Below are 15,520 nucleotides of genomic sequence, written 5' to 3'. Positions count from 1 at the left end.
TCGGCCGCCCCGCGACCGGAGCCCGTCTCTCCGATTGGCCGTATCCGGGCCGCGTCGGTCCGGTCCCGTCCGAGCCGTTGACGGCCCGGCGTCCGGACCACAAGGATGTCCACCGCCCGCTTGGGAGCGCTCCCACCGATGGTGTGCTCCCCCGACCCCCCGAGGAGCCCGGACGTGAACCGACGCAGAACCGCCCTGCTCTCCCTGACGGCCCTGCTGGCGGCGGGCCTCACCGCGCTGCCCGCGGGGACCGCCGGCGCGGACGAGGTGGAACAGGTGAGGAACGGCGGCTTCGACGCCGGCACCGAGTCCTGGTGGACCAGCGGCGTCACCGCCGGGCCCGACGGCGGCGGACTCTGCGCCGACGTGCCCGGGGGCACCGCGAACCGCTGGGACGCGGCGGTCGGCCAGAACGACCTCACGCTGGTCAAGGGCGAGTCGTACCGCATCTCCTTCCGCGCGACCGGCACCCCGGCGGGCCACTCCGTCCGCGCCGTCGTCGGCCTCCAGGTCGCCCCGTACGACGCGTACCACGAGGTCGTGCCCCAGCTCAGCGTCTCCGGCGACACCTACGCGTACACCTTCGCCTCCCCGGTGGACACCACCCAGGGCCAGGTCGCCTTCCAGCTCGGCGGCGCCGCCGACCCCTGGCGGTTCTGCCTCGACGACGTGTCCCTCCTCGGCGGGGTGGAGCCGGAGAAGTACGAGCCCGACACCGGGCCCCGCGTCCGCGTCAACCAGGTCGCCTACCTGCCCCGCGGACCGAAGAACGCCACCCTCGTCACCGAGGCCGTCACCCCGCTGCCCTGGCAGCTCAAGGACGCCCGGGGCGCCGTCGTCGCCCGCGGCCGGACCGTCCCGCGCGGCGTCGACCCCTCCTCCGGGCAGAACGTCCACACGATCGACTTCGGCGGCCACCGCAGGCCCGGCACGGACCTCACCCTCGTCGCCGACGGCGAGACCAGCCGCCCCTTCGACATCGGCACCGCCGCCTACGAGCGACTGCGCCTGGACGCCGCGAAGTTCTACTACACCCAGCGCAGCGGCACCCCCATCCGCGACGACCTCCGCCCCGGCTACGGCCGCGCCGCCGGCCACGCCGGCGCCGCCCCCAACCAGGGCGACACCCGGGTGCCCTGCCAGCCGGGCGTCTGCGACTACGCCCTCGACGTCTCCGGCGGCTGGTACGACGCCGGCGACCACGGCAAGTACGTCGTCAACGGCGGCATCTCCGTCTGGCAGCTGCTCTCCACCCACGAACGCGCCCTGCACGCCCGCACCGGCAGCCCCGAGGCCCTCGGCGACGGCACCCTCGCCCTCCCCGAGAGCGGCAACGGCGTCCCCGACATCCTCGACGAGGCCCGCTGGGAGCTGGACTTCCTCCTGAAGATGCAGGTCCCCGACGGCGAGCCCCTCGCCGGCATGGCCCACCACAAGATCCACGACGAGCAGTGGACCGGCCTGCCGCTGCTGCCCTCCGACGACCCCCAGAAGCGCGAACTCCACCCGCCGACCACCGCCGCCACCCTCAACCTCGCCGCGACCGCCGCCCAGGCGGCCCGCCTGTACGAGGAGTACGACCCCGCCTTCGCCGCCACCGCGCTCGCCGCCGCCCGCAAGGCCTGGGCCGCCGCCCTCGCCCACCCCGACGTCCTCGCCTCCGAGAGCGACGGCGTCGGCGGCGGCGCCTACCCCGACCGGAACGTCGCCGACGAGTTCTACTGGGCCGCCGCCGAGCTCTACCTCACCACCGGCGCCAAGGAGTTCGAGGAGCACGTCCTCACCTCGCCGCTCCACACCGCCGACGTCTTCGGAGCCGTCGGCTTCGACTGGGCGAGCACGGCCGTCCCCGCCCGCCTCGACCTCGCCACCGTCCCCAGCCGCCTCCCCGGCCGCGACCGGGTCCGCCGCTCGGTCCGGGCCGGCGCCGACCGCTACCTCGCCACCCTGAAGGCCCACCCCTACGGCATGCCGTACGCCCCCGAGGGCCAGAAGTACGACTGGGGCTCCACCCACCAGATCCTCAACAACGCCGTCGTCCTCGCCACCGCGTACGACCTCACCGGAAACGCCGCCTACCGCGACGGGGCCGTCCAGAGCATGGACTACGTCCTCGGCCGCAACGCCCTGAACCTCTCCTACGTCACCGGCTACGGCGAGGTGGCCGCCCACAACCAGCACAGCCGCTGGTACGCCCGCCAGCTCGACCCCGCGCTGCCCCCGCCGCCCGCCGGCTCGCTCTCCGGCGGCCCGAACTCCAGCATCCAGGACCCGCTCGCACAGGCGAAACTCCAGGGCTGCGTCGGCCAGTTCTGCTACATCGACGACATCCAGTCCTGGTCCACCAACGAGCTGACCGTCAACTGGAACTCCGCCCTGACCTGGATGGCCTCCTTCGTCGCCGACCAGGACTGAGCCCTCCGGCCGCCGGCCGCCCCTACCCGGCCGCCCGCCCCGCGCGGAAGGCGCGCCGGTAGGCGGCCGGCGTGGTCCGCAGGGCCTCGTGGAAACGGCGCCGGAGGTTGACCGCGGAGGAGAGGCCGACGCGGTGGGCGACGGTCTCCACCGGCAGGTCCGTCTCCTCCAGCAGGGCCCGGGCCGCCGCGATCCGCCGGTCCAGCAGCCAGCGCCCCGGGCTGATGCCCAGCTGCTCGGTGAAGCGCCGGGTCAGCGTCCGCGCCGACACCCCCGAGCGCGCCGCCATGTCGCCGACGCCGACCGGCTCGTGGAGCCGCTCGCCCAGCCACTCCAGGAGCGGCGCCAGCGAGTCGTTGACCGGCACGGCCGCGGGCAGCTCGGCGTACTGGAGCTGGCAGCCCTCCCGGTGCGGCGGCATCACCATCCGCCGGGCGATCCGCGTCGCGTACGCGGCGCCCTGGTCGGCGCTCACCAGATGCAGACAGAGGTCCACCCCCGCCGCCGAGCCCGCGCTGGTCGCCACGTCGCCGTGGTCCACGTACAGCACCGCCGGATCGACCCGGACCCGGGGAAAACGGGACGCCAGCTCGGCGGAACGCGCCCAGTGCGTGGCGGCCCGCCGGCCGTCGAGGAGTCCCGCCGCGGCGAGCACGAACGCGCCCGCGCAGAGGCCCACCACCCGCGCCCCCCGCTCGTGCGCCCGGCGCACGGCCGCGACCACGTCCGGCGGCACCTCGGCCCCGGGCGGTCCCGTCCAGCCGGGCACCAGCACGGTGTCCGCGCGCTCCAGCGCGTCGAGACCCGGGCCGACTAGCAGGTCGTAGCCGGCGTCGGTGCGGACCGGCCCGGGCTCCTCGGCGCAGACCTCGAAGGCGTACCGGACGGGTACCGCCGGACCGTGGTCCCCGAACACCTCGCTCGCGCAGGCCAGCGTGAAGACCGGCTGGGGCGGCCGCACCAGCGCCACGACCCGGTGCGGAGCGGAGGAGCGCGACGGCGGACGGAGCGTCATGGCGCGAAAGTACCCCATCGTGTCGGTCCGGACACTGGGGCGGCCGAAAGGTCCGGTCCAGCATCGGTGGGGTGAACACCGACCCGTCGCCCACGCGACCGACGACCGACCCCTCCCGCCCGCCGGCGGACGGGCGCGAGCGGACCGAGCGCGCCCCCGCCGTCCCCCGCAAGGGCCCGTCCCCGCTGTGGGACCGCCGCTTCGCCCTCTACTTCGCCGCCCGTTCGGTCTCGCTGCTCGGCGACGCGATGATGCCCGTGGCCGCCGCGCTCGCCGTCGGCGCGCTCTACGGGGTGTCCGGGGTCGGGCTCGTCCTCGGCGTCTGGACCGGGACGTTCGTCCTCCTGGTCCTCTTCGGCGGCGTCCTCGCCGACCGCTTCGGCGCCCGCCGGATGATGGTCGGCGCGGACCTCGTGCGCGTGGCCACCCAGGGCGTGCTGGCGGTCGCGTTCTTCGCCGGGCGGCCCCCGTTCTGGCTCCTCGTGACGATGGCGGCGCTGGCCGGCGCGGCGGTCGCGATGTTCCTCCCGGGGGTGAACGGCATGGTCCCGCTCGTCGCCCGCGATCCGCAGCGGGCCAACGCCACCCTCAAGGTCGCCGACGCGCTCGCCCACCTCCTCGGCCCCGCGCTGGCCGGCCTGCTCATCGCGGTGGCGAACGCCGGCACGGTCTACGCCCTCGACGCCGCCACCTTCCTCCTGAGCGCCCTCTGCCTCGCCCTCCTCCGCCTGCCCCGCCGGGCGCCCGGCCCGGCGCCGCGCACCGCCGGATCCCTCCGCCGCGATCTGCGCCAGGGCTGGCGGGAGTTCCGCGCCCGGACCTGGATGTGGTCGGTGATCCTCATCTGGATCGGGTACGGCGTCCTGGTCTTCGGCCCCCTCGTCCCCCTCGCCTCGGCCCTGATCGGCGCCCGCCTGGGCCCGGACGCCTACGGCCTCGCCGTCTCCGCGCTCGGCGCGGGCACGGTCCTCGGCGGCCTCGTCGCCCTCCGGCTGCGCCCCGCCCGCCCGCTGGCGGCGGGCGCGACGGCGCTCACCCTCTACACCGCCCTGCCGCTGAGCGTGGCCCTCGACGCCGCCCTGCCGGTCCTCCTCGCGGCCCATGCCACGGCCGGCGCCGCCCTCGCCTTCTGGTCCGTCATGTGGGCCACCAGCGTCCAGACCCACACCCCGCCCGGGGTCCTCAACCGCGTCACCGCCTACGAACTGGCGGGCTCGGTCTCCGGCATCGCCCTGGGGCAGATCCTGGCCGGCCCCGCGACCGCCCTGGCCGCCCCCGCCCCCTTCCTCCTCCTGTCCGCCCTGGCCTGCCTCGCCGCCACCGCGGCCCTCCTCGCCGTCCCCGCGATCCGCACCCTCCCCCGTACGGCGCCGGTGCCGGAGTCCTCCGTCCCACCTGCGGATACCGCCGAGTAGGGTGGGCGGGCCGGACGCGCGCCGTCCGGCGAGCCGATTCCGAGCGAGCGTGAGAGGCCCCCATGAGCGAGCAGAACGCCGTCCCCGCCCCCGTCGTCCGCAGGGTCGACGAGCGGCACCGGTACGAGATCCTCGTCGACGGCGCGCGGGCCGGTCTCACCGCGTACCGCGACCGCGACGACCGGCGGGTGTTCTTCCACACCGAGATCGACGAGGCCTACGCCGGGCAGGGGCTCGCGGGCATCCTCGTCGAGCAGGCCCTGACGGACGTCCGGGCCTCGGGGATGCGGATCGTCCCGGTGTGCCCCTACGTCGCCAAGTTCCTCAAGAAGCACGAGGAGTTCGCGGACATCACCGACCCGGTCACCCCCGAGGTCCTCCAGTGGCTGGACGCCCGGCTCGGCCGCTAGCGGACACCGGCTAGACCCCCGGCGGGCAGGCGACGAGCAGGGGGAGGAAGGGCGCGGTGACGGCCGCGGAGGCGAGGGCGGAGCGCAGGGCGGGGTGCGGGGCCGGGCGGGGGCCGAGGATGCGCCTCATCCGGAGCACCGCCGGGGACGGCCCCGCCGCCCCGAAGGCACCCCGCGGCGTCCGGCCCGCGGCCAGTTCGTACATCGCGGTGGCGAGCACCGCGTCCGGGTGGCGGCGCAGCGCCCGGTCGTCGGCGGTCATCTCCAGGAGCAGGGCGACCTGGTCGCGGACGTGCCGGGCGAGCGGCAGCCGGCGGAACAGCGCCGCGAAGCCCTCGGCCGCGGCGAGCGGCAGGTGGTGGCGGCCGGCGACGTGGGCCCGCTCGTGCTCGACGACCGCGTCGAGCTGACGGGCGCTCAGCAGCCGGACGGCGGCGTCGCTGACGACGACCCGGGCGCGCAGCCCCGGCAGGCAGTACGCGCCCGGCGTGGCGTGCGGCAGGACGGTGACCCGCAGCCGGGGGCAGCGGACGCCCACCAGGTCGAGCCGGGCCCGGTGGCGGGCGCGGTCCCGTCCGGCCCGGAGCAGCCGGCGGGCGACGGCCCCCGCCCAAGCGCCGAGGACGGCGGCCGGCAGGGCGACGGCGAGGCGGTCGGCGGTGCCGGGGTCCGGTGCGGCCGGACCGGAGCCGACCCCGCAGGCGTGCAGCAGGCCCACGAGCCCCGCGTGCAGGTGCTCGGTGGGGGAGGCGAGTTGCGCGGCGGCGAGCGCGACCGCCAGGACGAAGGTGACGGTGAGGGCGAGCCACACGGTCACCCCGAGCGCGGGCGCCCGGTGGGGCCAGGCGCTGCGCAGCAGGACCCGCGGGGCGGTGACGCCCACCAGGGCCGCGTAGCCGAGCAGCGCGGGGGCCGCGTTCACCCGTCGGTCCGCCGCTCGGCCTCGCGGAGCGCGGCGCGCAGCGCGTCGAGTCCGTCGGTGTCGAGGTTCTCCACGAAGCGGGCGAGCGCGGCCGTCCTGTCCTCGCTGGCGCCGAGGCCGTCCTCCATGAGCGCGGCGGCGTACGCCTCGCGGGTGGCGGCGGCGCGGTAGAGCCAGATCCGCCCCTCGCGGGTGCGGGTGAGGTGCCCCTTGTGGAAGAGAATGCCGGTGACCGTGGTCACCGTGGTGTAGGCGACGGCGCGGTGGCGGTTGATGTCGTCGACGACCTCGCGCACGGTGGCGGGGCGTCCCCACCGCCAGAAGCGGTCCATGATCTCCGCTTCCAGCTCCCCGAGCCGACGCATGCGTCCCCGTCCTCTCCGCCGATCCCGGTCCGCGCGGACCGGACCCCGATGCCGCGACCGGCCTCATCGTAGTCGGGCCGGCGACGGCGGCCGGGGCACCCCGCGGGGCGCCCCGGCCCCGGGCGCGGCCGGCGGCGGGGAACCCCCGCGGGCGCAGTCCCGCGCGGCCGGCCCGCGCACCTGCCCGGACCGGCGTCAGTCGCCCGCCGGTCCGGCGCGGCGCGCCCACCGGGTGAGCGCCGTGTACAGCCCGCCCGCGGCCACCAGTCCCGCGAGCCACCCGAAGTCGTCGAGCGCCGAGAGGAAGGGGAGCGCCGGACCGTTCGCGCCCAGGCCGCTGTTCTCGCCGGACGAGCCGCCCACCGCCAGCACCCCGCCCACGAGGAAGGAGACGACGGCCCGCCAGTTCCAGCCGCCCGCGTACCAGAACGGCCCCCCGCGCCGGTACAGGTCGGCCGGCCGCAGCCGAGTCCCGCGGACGATCCAGTACTCCGCGACGAGGATGCCGGAGACCGTGCCGAAGAAGCCCTCGGCCAGGTCCGCCCAGACCAGCACCTGGTAGTCGCTGCTGCTCCGCGCCCACCACGCCACCGCCGAGCCCGCCAGGGCCGCGACCACCGCCGCGCCCCGGAAGCCGAGCCGGGACGGGGCGGTGCTCGACAGGTCGTACGCGGCCGACACCAGGTTCAGGCCGAGGTTGCCGCACAGGGTGGCCACGATCAGCATGGCGGCGGCGACCACGGTCCCGCCGGGCATGCCGGCCAGCGCGTGCAGGGTGAGCGAGCCGGCGTACCCCTCCTCCGCGTATCCGGACCCGGACATCAGCGCCATCGTGTACAGCGACATCCCCGTCATCAGGACCGGGAGCAGCAGCCCGACGCCGAGGCGGGAGCCCGGCCGCCCGTCCTCCGTCCGCCGGCCGCGGGCGCCCAGGTGCACCAGGTCGGGCACGGTCAGCCCGACCGCGGCGAACAGCGCCGTCGCGGCGGCCAGCGCCGGGGCGGCCTCCAGCCAGAAGTCCGCCCCCCAGCCGACCGGCCGCGCGGGCTCGGGCAGCATCGGCCCCCGGGGGTGGGTGGACACCCAGAGGAACGCCACCGCCAGACCCGCGATCAGTACCGGCGCGGCGAGGTCGGCGAACCGGCGCAACCCGCGCGGCCCCTTCGTGACGATCCACAACTGGAGCCCCAGGAACACCAGAGGGGCGGGGCCGAGGAAGCCGAAGGCGTCGGACGGCCCCGGGTCCCCGGTCAGCAGGACGATCCCCTGGACGCCGAGATCGGCCTGGAAGCCGAACCACACGCACGCCGAGGCGAAGCGCAGCAGCGCCGGCAGCGCGGCCCCCCGGATGCCGAAGGCGCTGCGCGCGAAGACCGCGAACGGCACCCCGTACCGGTCCCCGGCGTGTTCCACCAGGAAGGACGGCAGCAGCACGAGGAGCTGGGCGAGGCAGCAGATCAGCAGTGTCTGCGGCCAGGTGAACCGGTCCGCCCCCGGCATCCCGGAGAGCATCAGGGCGGCCAGCGTCCAGGACACGCAGACCCAGACGGCCGCGAAGTCCCACCAGCGCCAGCGGAACTCGCCGGTCCCGGCGGGGAGCAGGTCCGCGTTGGCGTACCGGCGGTCCGGCGCCCCCTCCGCGTGCGGATCCCGGAGCGCGCTCACCGCGCCCCCCGTTCCCGGGCGTGTCGCTTCCCCATGTGTCCCCCCGTTCCCCGTCCCCCGTGACCACGGGGCCCCCTGGCGGTCATCGTTCCATGAACTCCCTAGCCGATAAGGGGAGTTGTCCGAGTGGGAGAGATGTGACGGGGAGTACCGGGGTTCCGGGGAGCCCGGGTTGACGGCCCGTGTTGACTTGTGTGACGGCAGGGGAGGCTTGTCAAGACGGGGTCACCGGCATCGACGTGGCCGGAACGCATGCCGTCCGATCGGGGCGCGACACCGGCCCGCGGCCCCCACCGGCCCGCATGCCGTCCCCCCTCCGCGACGGATGGCGGAAACCCGGCGGGCGCACCGGTAAACCGGGCCCGAAACAAGATCACTGCATCGAGGTAATGCCCCTCGGCTCTCCGGGCGGGCCGTGCTGACGGACCGTTACTGTTCCCCCGTCTGGACGGATGGCCAGACCACCTCCCTCCATTCCTCCTCTTCGACCGGTCCGGCGTGCCGCCGTGCCCGGTCGTCCCCTCGCTAAGGAGAGCCCGGTCCGATGACCGTCGACACCAGCCCGGAAGCCCAGGCGGCGCCCCCGCAGCAGTCCCTCAGCACCGAAGCCGCGCGGAACCTCGCCTCGACCACCAAGTCCGCCCCGCAGATGCAGGAGATCACCTCCCGCTGGCTGCTGCGGATGCTCCCCTGGGTGGAGACCAAGGGCGGCGCCTACCGGGTCAACCGCCGGCTCAGCTACACCGTCGGCGACGGACGCGTGGAATTCGTCCAGGACGGCGCCACCGTCCGCGTCATCCCCCGCGAGCTCGGCGAGCTCGCCCTGCTGCGCGGCTTCGACGACGACGAGGTGCTCGCCGCCCTCGCCGGCCGCTGCGTCCAGCGCGACTTCTCCGTCGGCGACGTCATCGTCGCCCGCGGCAACCCGGCCGGCGAGATCCACCTCCTCGCCCATGGCCGCATCGCCCAGACCGCCGAGGGCCCCTACGGCGACGACATCGCCGTCGCCGTCCTCGGCGACGGCGACCGCTTCGGCGAGAACGCCCTCCTCGACGCGGACGCCACCTGGGACTACACCGCCACCGCCGAGACCTCCGGCACCCTCCTGACCCTCTCCCGCGCCGACTTCGCCTCGGTGATGGCCGGCTCCCCGGCCCTCCAGGCCCACATCGACGCGTTCAGCAGCCTCCCCGAGCAGGCGCAGAACAAGCACGGCGAGGCCGAGATCGCCATGTCCTCCGGCCACGTCGGCGAGGCCGTGCTCCCCGGCGCCTTCGTGGACTACGAGCTCAAGCCGCGCGAGTACGAGCTCTCCGTCGCGCAGACCGTCCTCAAGGTCCACACCCGCGTCGCCGACCTCTACAACGGCCCGCACAACCAGACGGAGGAGCAGCTCCGCCTGACCATCGAGGCCCTGCGCGAGCGCCAGGAGCACGAGCTCGTCAACAACCGCGAGTTCGGCCTCCTGCACAACGCCGACTTCAAGCAGCGCATCCAGACCCACTCCGGCCCGCCCACCCCGGACGACATGGACGAGCTGCTCAGCCGCCGCCGGGGCACCAAGCTCTTCCTCGCCCACCCGCGCACCATCGCCGCCATCGGGCGCGAGTTCAACGCCCGCGGGCTCTACCCGGACCACGTCGACCTCGGCGGCCAGTCCGTGCCGGCCTGGCGCGGCGTCCCGATCCTGCCCTGCAACAAGATCCCGATCACCAAGGAGCAGACCAGCTCCATCATCGCCATGCGCACCGGCGAGGAGAACCAGGGCGTCATCGGCCTGCGCCAGACCGGCCTCCCGGAGGAGTACGAGCCCGGCCTCTCCGTCCGCTTCATGGGCATCAGCGAGCAGGCGATCATGTCGTACCTCGTCACCACCTACTACTCCGCCGCCGTCCTCGTCCCGGACGCCCTCGGCGTGATGGAGAACGTGCAGATCGCCCGCCGCCGCGACTGACGCCACCGCCGGCCCCGGACCCGGGACCGGCGCCCCACCCAGCAAGGAGCAACGGATGCCCCACCCCGGGCTCTCCCCCCTGCCGGCACACCTGCCCGCGGCGGCGGCCCGCCTCGGGGCCGACGTCCTCGCCCAGGCCCCCGCCGGTCCGGCCGCCGGGGCACCCGCGCCGCCCGCCGCCCCCCGCTGGATCCCCGGCGGGCCCAGCGGACTCGGCACGGCCGGTCTGTCCTTCGCCCGTCCGGCACCCCTCCCGGTGCCGGACCCGGCCCCCCTTCCGGTGCCGGACCCGGCGCCCGCCGCCCCCTCGGCGGCGGAGGGCCGGCCCATCCCCGGCCTCTACTTCCACCCCGTCCCGGACCCGGACCCGGTCCGGGTGGACGAGGTCAGCCGCCGGATCAAGGACTGGGCCGTCGACGAGGTCCAGCTCTTCCCCGACGAGTGGGAGGGCCAGTTCGACGGCTTCTCCGTCGGGCGCTACATGGTGGCCTGCCACCCCGACGCCCCGACCGTCGACCACCTCATGCTCGCCACCCGGCTCATGGTGGCCGAGAACGCCGTCGACGACTGCTACTGCGAGGACCACGGCGGTTCGCCGATCGGCCTCGGCGGCCGCCTCCTCATGGCGCACACCGCGCTCGACCACCTCCACACCACCCCGGAGTACGCCCCGGCGTGGGCGGACTCGCTCGGCTCGGACGCCCCGCGCCGCGCCTACCGCTCCGCCATGGACTACTTCGTCCGCGCGGCCTCGCCCTCCCAGGCCGACCGCTTCCGGCACGACATGGCCCGGCTCCACATGGGCTACCTCGCCGAGGCGGCCTGGGCCGAGACCGACCACGTGCCCGAGGTGTGGGAGTACCTGGCCATGCGCCAGTTCAACAACTTCCGCCCCTGCCCCACCATCACCGACTCCGTCGGCGGTTACGAACTCCCCGCGGACCTGCACGCCAGGCCGGAGATGCAGCGGGTCATCGCCCTCGCGGGCAACGCGACGACCATCGTCAACGACCTGTACTCCTACACCAAGGAACTCTCCAGCCCCGGAGTCCACCTCAACCTGCCGGTGGTGCTCGCGGAGCGCGAGAAGCTCTCCGAGCGCGACGCCTACCTCAAGGCGATCGAGGTCCACAACGACCTCATGCGCGCCTTCGAGACCGCCGCCGCCGAGGTGGCCGCCACCTTCGCCGTCCCCACCGTGCTGCGCTTCCTCAAGGGAGTCGCCACCTGGGTCGACGGCAACCACTACTGGCACCAGACCAACACCTTCCGCTACAGCCTGCCCGACTTCTGGTAGACCCGACTTCCGAAATGGATCCCTCTGTGACCACCGAGCTGACCTCCACCGACGCCACCGCGACCATCCCCGGCCCGGCGACGCCGTACCAGGGCGACATCGCCCGCTACTGGAACGCCGAGGCCCGGCCCGTGAACCTGCGCCTCGGTGACGTGGACGGCCTCTACCACCACCACTACGGCATCGGCGCCGTCGACCACGCCGCCCTCGGCACCCCCGAGGACAGCGAGTACGAGAAGAAGCTGATCGCCGAGCTGCACCGCCTGGAGTCCGCCCAGACCGAGGTGCTCCTCGACCACCTGGGCACCGTCACCCCGGCCGACACCCTCGTCGACGCCGGCTGCGGCCGCGGCGGATCGAGCGTCATGGCCCACCAGCGCTTCGGCTGCCACGTCCGGGGCGTCACCCTCTCCTCCACCCAGGCCGAGTTCGGCAACAAGCGCGCCCGCGAGCTGGGCATCGACGACCACGTCAGCGCCCAGGTCTGCAACATGCTCGACACCCCGTTCGAGAAGGGCAGCATCACCGCCTCCTGGAACAACGAGTCCAGCATGTACGTCGACCTCGACGACCTGATGGCCGAGCACTCCCGCTTCCTCAAGGTCGGCGGCCGCTACGTCACCATCACCGGCTGCTGGAACCCGAAGTACGGTCAGCCCTCCAAGTGGGTCTCCCAGATCAACGCCCACTTCGAGTGCAACATCCACTCCCGCCGCGAGTACCTCAAGGCGATGGCCGACAACCGCCTGGTGCCCCAGGCCGTGATCGACCTGACCCCCGACACGCTGCCCTACTGGGAGCTGCGCGCCACCTCCTCGCTCGTCACCGGCATCGAGGAGGCGTTCATCGAGTCGTACAAGGACGGCTCCTTCCAGTACGTCCTGATCGCCGCCGACCGCGTCTGACCCCCGCGCCACCGGTCACCGGGCCGGGTCCGTCCACCGCGACGGGCCCGGCCCCGCCCCTTTCCGGCCGGTCCCGGCCCTCCTCGGCCGCGACGCACCGGCGCCGAACCCTTCGGTGATTCGTCCGGGTCTGCGGCATCGTGGAGGAGCGCCCGGAGCCGCGCCGCAGGGGGACGACGGCCGGGCGGAGCAGACAGGGGGAACACGACCATGGACCACGGGACGAGCCCGAGACCCGGCACCGCGCGCGCGACCGCGGAACAGGACAGGCCGGGCCGCGGCCGGGGCGTGCTCGAAGGGGCCTTCGCCCTGCTCGACGCGCTGCGCCGCTGCGGCGACGAGGCCGGAGTCACCGAACTGGCCCTCGCCTGCGGGGTGCCGAAGGGCAGCGCCCACCGGCTGCTCGACCAGCTGGTCGCCGTCGGCGCGGTGGAGCGGCACGGCTCGCGCTACCGCGTCGGCCCGCAGCTCTACCGGCTCGGCCAGGCGTGGGAGCCGCACCCGGGACTGCGGCTCGCCGCCCGGCTGCCGGTGCAGCGGCTGCGGGCCGCGACCGGCGCCAGCGTCGTCCTCGCCGTCCTGCGCGAGGACCAGGCCATCGTCGTCTCCTCGGCGCCGGGCGAGCTGGAGCCCCTGGTGCCGGTACGGAACGGCACCGCGTTCCGCCTCGACACCGCCGCCGGCCACGCGCTGCGCGGACCCCTCAGGGGCGGGCCCGTCCTCGACCGCGAGGACGTGATGGAGGGGGTGTGCTGCGCCGCCTTCCCCGTCCGGGGCCGGGACGGCCGGACCGTCGCCGCGCTCGCCGCCATGGTCCCGGCCGGACGGCGGCTCGACGCCCTCGCCGAGGCCGTCGCCGGCGCGGGCGCCGCGCTCGGCCGCGCCCTGGCCCGCGGCGTACCCCACCGCACCGTCCCGCCGGCCGCGCTCGCCCCCTGACCGGCCCCGCCCCCACTCCCCGCGGGAGCGGTTCCGTTGAGCGGAACGCGCGTAGAACGGGACGGGGGAGGGGCGGCACAGTGGGGGACGTGCCGGGGGAACGGCACGAAGAAGGAACGGGAACACACACCTTCGGGGGAGACACACCATGCGCAAGAACCGCGTCGCACGCATCGCCGCCACCGCCCTGCTCGGACTCGGCACCCTCGGCGCCTTCGCCGGCACCGCCCACGCCGAGCCGATCGACTACGTGAAGATCGAGCTGTTCGAGCTGCACTGCCAGCAGAACAGCGAGGGCGACCACGACGAGGCCTACCTCAAGATCACCGACGCCAACGGCAACGCCGTCAAGGTCTGGCCGGGCAACGGCATCAGCTACCAGACGATGGGCTCCGGCTACGTCCGCTCCATGGCCGACGGCAACGGCAGCGCCGCCCTCATCCTCGGCCGCGAGCAGGCCCGCACCCTGACCCTGTGGGACAAGGACACCTTCGGCGGCGACGACAAGCTCGGCTCCACCCTCGTCACCGGCAGCGAGGTCGGCGCCGAGACCCAGTGGCGCACCGTCGAGGGCTCCGGCGGCGTCTACGTCATCGGCTACCGGGTCGTCGACATCTGATCGCACCCCGGGAACGCGTGAGGGCCGTGCCGGTGAACCCGGCACGGCCCTTCGCCGCGTCCCGTCAGACCGCGTCGGGCGCGTGCAGCTCGCCCGACCGCGCCACCCGGGAGTACCAGCGGGCACTCGTCTTCGGGGTGCGCTCCAGGGTGTCGTAGTCCACCCGGACCATCCCGAACCGCTTCGCGTAGCCGTACGCCCACTCGAAGTTGTCGAGCAGCGACCACAGGAAGTAGCCGCGGACGTCGATGCCGTCGGCCATCGCCCGGTGCACCGCCTCCAGGTGCGCGTGCACGAAGGCGGTGCGCTCGGGATCGTGCACCCCGCCGTCCTCGCCGACCACGTCCTCGTACGCGGCGCCGTTCTCGCTGATCACGAGCGGCAGGTCCGGGTACGCCTCGGAGGTCCGGCGCAGCAGGTCGTACAGGCCGCTCGGGTCGACCGGCCAGCCCATCGCCGTCCGCTCGCCCGGCGCCCGGTGGAAGGCGACCGAGTCGGCGCCCGGCCACGGCGAGTGGGCGCTGTCGCCGTGCCCGTCGTCCTGCGGCTTCTCCTCGCCCTCGGCGACGTGCGCCACCAGGGTGGGGGAGTAGTAGTTGATGGCGAGGAAGTCGAGCGGCTGGTGGGCCGTCGCGGTGTCGCCGTCCTGGACGAAGGACCAGTCGGTGAGGTGCCGGGTGTCCGCGATCAGGTCCTCGGGGTAGGCCCCCTCCAGCATCGGGCCGAGCCAGACGCGGTTGCCCACGGCGTCGATGCGGCGGGCCGCCTCCACGTCCTCGGCGGAGGCGCTGCGCGGGCGCACCTCGTGCAGGTTGAGCGAGACGGAGATCTGCCGGTCCGCCGGCAGCGAGGCCCGCAGCGCCCGGACGGCGAGTCCGTGGCCGAGGTTGAGGTGGTGGGCGGCGCGCAGCGCGGCGACCGGGTCGGTGCGGCCCGGGGCGTGCACCCCGGAGCCGTACCCGAGGAAGGCGCTGCACCAGGGCTCGTTGAGCGTGGTCCACCGCTTGACGCGGTCGCCGAGCGCGTCGGCGACGATGCCCGCGTACTCGGCGAAGCGCTCGGCCGTGGCGCGCTCGGGCCAGCCGCCCGCGTCCTCCAGCTCCTGCGGGAGGTCCCAGTGGTAGAGGGTGAGGGCCGGCTCGATGCCGGCGGCGAGCAGCTCGTCCACGAGCGAGCGGTAGAAGTCCAGGCCCTTCTGGACGGCGGGGCCCCGTCCGGTGGGCTGGACCCGGGACCAGGAGACGGAGAACCGGTACGCGTTCAGGCCCAGTTCGGACATGAGCGCGACATCCTCGCGGAACCGGTGGTAGTGGTCGACGGCCACGTCGCCGGTGTGGCCCTCGAAGACCTTGCCGGGAGTGTGCGAGAAGGTGTCCCAGATGGACGGGGTGCGGCCGTCCTCACGGGCCGCTCCCTCGATCTGGTAGGCGGCGGTGGCCGCGCCCCAGAGGAAGTCGGAGGGGAACTGGCGGACGGCGGTGAGCGGCCGGGTCTCGGACGCGGTCATAGGAGGGCGCTCCCAACGCGGGGTACGGGCCGGCGCGTCCGGGTCCGGCGACTGCGGCGGACCCGTACGGCCGGCGGGAATTGCGGTACGGA

13 protein-coding genes are annotated in these 15,520 nt (G+C 74.7%); 8 read left to right on the top strand and 5 right to left on the bottom strand.

The window, feature by feature from the left end; genetic code table 11:
• Positions 1-174: 174 nt before the first annotated feature.
• On the top strand, positions 175-2,415 hold the full coding sequence (locus ACFW6A_RS05920; RefSeq protein ID WP_351847334.1) for a glycoside hydrolase family 9 protein: 2,241 nt from the start codon (positions 175-177) through the stop codon (positions 2,413-2,415).
• Positions 2,416-2,437: 22 nt separating this feature from the next.
• Here the strand turns inward: ACFW6A_RS05920 and ACFW6A_RS05915 are convergent, their stop codons facing one another.
• Positions 2,438-3,430 carry a GlxA family transcriptional regulator gene (locus tag ACFW6A_RS05915; protein ID WP_386638922.1) on the bottom strand — a complete coding sequence of 331 codons (993 nt, stop codon included), beginning with the start codon at positions 3,428-3,430 and terminating at the stop codon, positions 2,438-2,440.
• Positions 3,431-3,501: 71 nt separating this feature from the next.
• Between ACFW6A_RS05915 and ACFW6A_RS05910 the strand changes: the two genes are divergently transcribed.
• Together ACFW6A_RS05910 and ACFW6A_RS05905 are read left to right on the top strand one after the other, a co-directional pair.
• On the top strand, positions 3,502-4,845 hold the full coding sequence (locus ACFW6A_RS05910) for an MFS transporter (protein WP_386638919.1): 1,344 nt from the start codon (positions 3,502-3,504) through the stop codon (positions 4,843-4,845).
• 62 nt (positions 4,846-4,907) lie between these two features.
• The gene (locus tag ACFW6A_RS05905) at positions 4,908-5,255 is read left to right on the top strand and encodes a GNAT family N-acetyltransferase (RefSeq protein WP_351847327.1); all 348 of its coding nucleotides are present in this window, start codon (positions 4,908-4,910) and stop codon (positions 5,253-5,255) included.
• Positions 5,256-5,265: 10 nt separating this feature from the next.
• On the opposite strand, the gene ACFW6A_RS05900 is transcribed toward ACFW6A_RS05905, so the two are convergent.
• The 3 genes from ACFW6A_RS05900 to ACFW6A_RS05890 all read right to left on the bottom strand — a co-directional run bounded on the left by ACFW6A_RS05900 (position 5,266) and on the right by ACFW6A_RS05890 (position 8,207).
• A complete protein-coding gene (locus ACFW6A_RS05900; RefSeq protein WP_386485777.1) occupies positions 5,266-6,177 on the bottom strand; it encodes a M56 family metallopeptidase in 912 nt (303 codons plus the stop codon).
• The gene (locus ACFW6A_RS05895; RefSeq protein WP_351847323.1) at positions 6,174-6,542 is read right to left on the bottom strand and encodes a BlaI/MecI/CopY family transcriptional regulator; all 369 of its coding nucleotides are present in this window, start codon (positions 6,540-6,542) and stop codon (positions 6,174-6,176) included. Before ACFW6A_RS05895 ends, ACFW6A_RS05900 begins: the two co-directional genes overlap by 4 nt.
• A gap of 195 nt (positions 6,543-6,737) precedes the next feature.
• Positions 6,738-8,207 carry a cytosine permease gene (locus ACFW6A_RS05890; protein WP_386485774.1) on the bottom strand — a complete coding sequence of 490 codons (1,470 nt, stop codon included), beginning with the start codon at positions 8,205-8,207 and terminating at the stop codon, positions 6,738-6,740.
• A gap of 544 nt (positions 8,208-8,751) precedes the next feature.
• Between ACFW6A_RS05890 and ACFW6A_RS05885 the strand changes: the two genes are divergently transcribed.
• From ACFW6A_RS05885 to ACFW6A_RS05865, 5 genes are all read left to right on the top strand, one after another.
• Entirely contained in the window at positions 8,752-10,161 is a 1,410-nt protein-coding gene (locus ACFW6A_RS05885; protein ID WP_351847317.1) for a family 2B encapsulin nanocompartment shell protein, read from the top strand.
• Between the two features lie 55 nt (positions 10,162-10,216).
• A complete protein-coding gene (locus tag ACFW6A_RS05880) occupies positions 10,217-11,458 on the top strand; it encodes a family 2 encapsulin nanocompartment cargo protein terpene cyclase (RefSeq protein ID WP_386638916.1) in 1,242 nt (413 codons plus the stop codon).
• A 26-nt stretch (positions 11,459-11,484) separates the two neighbouring features.
• Positions 11,485-12,363 carry a geranyl diphosphate 2-C-methyltransferase gene (locus ACFW6A_RS05875; RefSeq protein ID WP_351847313.1) on the top strand — a complete coding sequence of 293 codons (879 nt, stop codon included), beginning with the start codon at positions 11,485-11,487 and terminating at the stop codon, positions 12,361-12,363.
• Between the two features lie 210 nt (positions 12,364-12,573).
• On the top strand, positions 12,574-13,302 hold the full coding sequence (locus ACFW6A_RS05870) for a helix-turn-helix domain-containing protein (protein WP_351847309.1): 729 nt from the start codon (positions 12,574-12,576) through the stop codon (positions 13,300-13,302).
• A 148-nt stretch (positions 13,303-13,450) separates the two neighbouring features.
• Entirely contained in the window at positions 13,451-13,921 is a 471-nt protein-coding gene (locus ACFW6A_RS05865) for a hypothetical protein (protein ID WP_351847306.1), read from the top strand.
• Positions 13,922-13,985: 64 nt separating this feature from the next.
• Here the strand turns inward: ACFW6A_RS05865 and ACFW6A_RS05860 are convergent, their stop codons facing one another.
• Positions 13,986-15,428, bottom strand: a complete 1,443-nt coding sequence (locus ACFW6A_RS05860; protein ID WP_351847304.1) for a GH1 family beta-glucosidase — start codon at positions 15,426-15,428, stop codon at positions 13,986-13,988.
• Positions 15,429-15,520 lie beyond the last annotated feature (92 nt).

Source organism: Streptomyces sp. NPDC058758, assembly GCF_042746075.1.
In the GTDB taxonomy this organism is placed as follows: domain Bacteria; phylum Actinomycetota; class Actinomycetes; order Streptomycetales; family Streptomycetaceae; genus Streptomyces.
This window is presented reverse-complemented; position numbering and strand designations above follow the sequence as displayed.

Excerpts from the sequence above, each read along its gene's own strand:
- ACFW6A_RS05915 (WP_386638922.1), bottom strand. The coding sequence starts at position 3,430 with ATGACGCTCCGTCCGCCGTCGCGCTCCTCCGCTCCGCACCGGGTCGTG.
- ACFW6A_RS05905 (WP_351847327.1), top strand. The coding sequence starts at position 4,908 with ATGAGCGAGCAGAACGCCGTCCCCGCCCCCGTCGTCCGCAGGGTCGAC.
- ACFW6A_RS05895 (WP_351847323.1), bottom strand. The coding sequence starts at position 6,542 with ATGCGTCGGCTCGGGGAGCTGGAAGCGGAGATCATGGACCGCTTCTGG.
- ACFW6A_RS05885 (WP_351847317.1), top strand. The coding sequence starts at position 8,752 with ATGACCGTCGACACCAGCCCGGAAGCCCAGGCGGCGCCCCCGCAGCAG.
- ACFW6A_RS05880 (WP_386638916.1), top strand. The coding sequence starts at position 10,217 with ATGCCCCACCCCGGGCTCTCCCCCCTGCCGGCACACCTGCCCGCGGCG.
- ACFW6A_RS05870 (WP_351847309.1), top strand. The coding sequence starts at position 12,574 with ATGGACCACGGGACGAGCCCGAGACCCGGCACCGCGCGCGCGACCGCG.
- ACFW6A_RS05865 (WP_351847306.1), top strand. The coding sequence starts at position 13,451 with ATGCGCAAGAACCGCGTCGCACGCATCGCCGCCACCGCCCTGCTCGGA.
- ACFW6A_RS05860 (WP_351847304.1), bottom strand. The coding sequence starts at position 15,428 with ATGACCGCGTCCGAGACCCGGCCGCTCACCGCCGTCCGCCAGTTCCCC.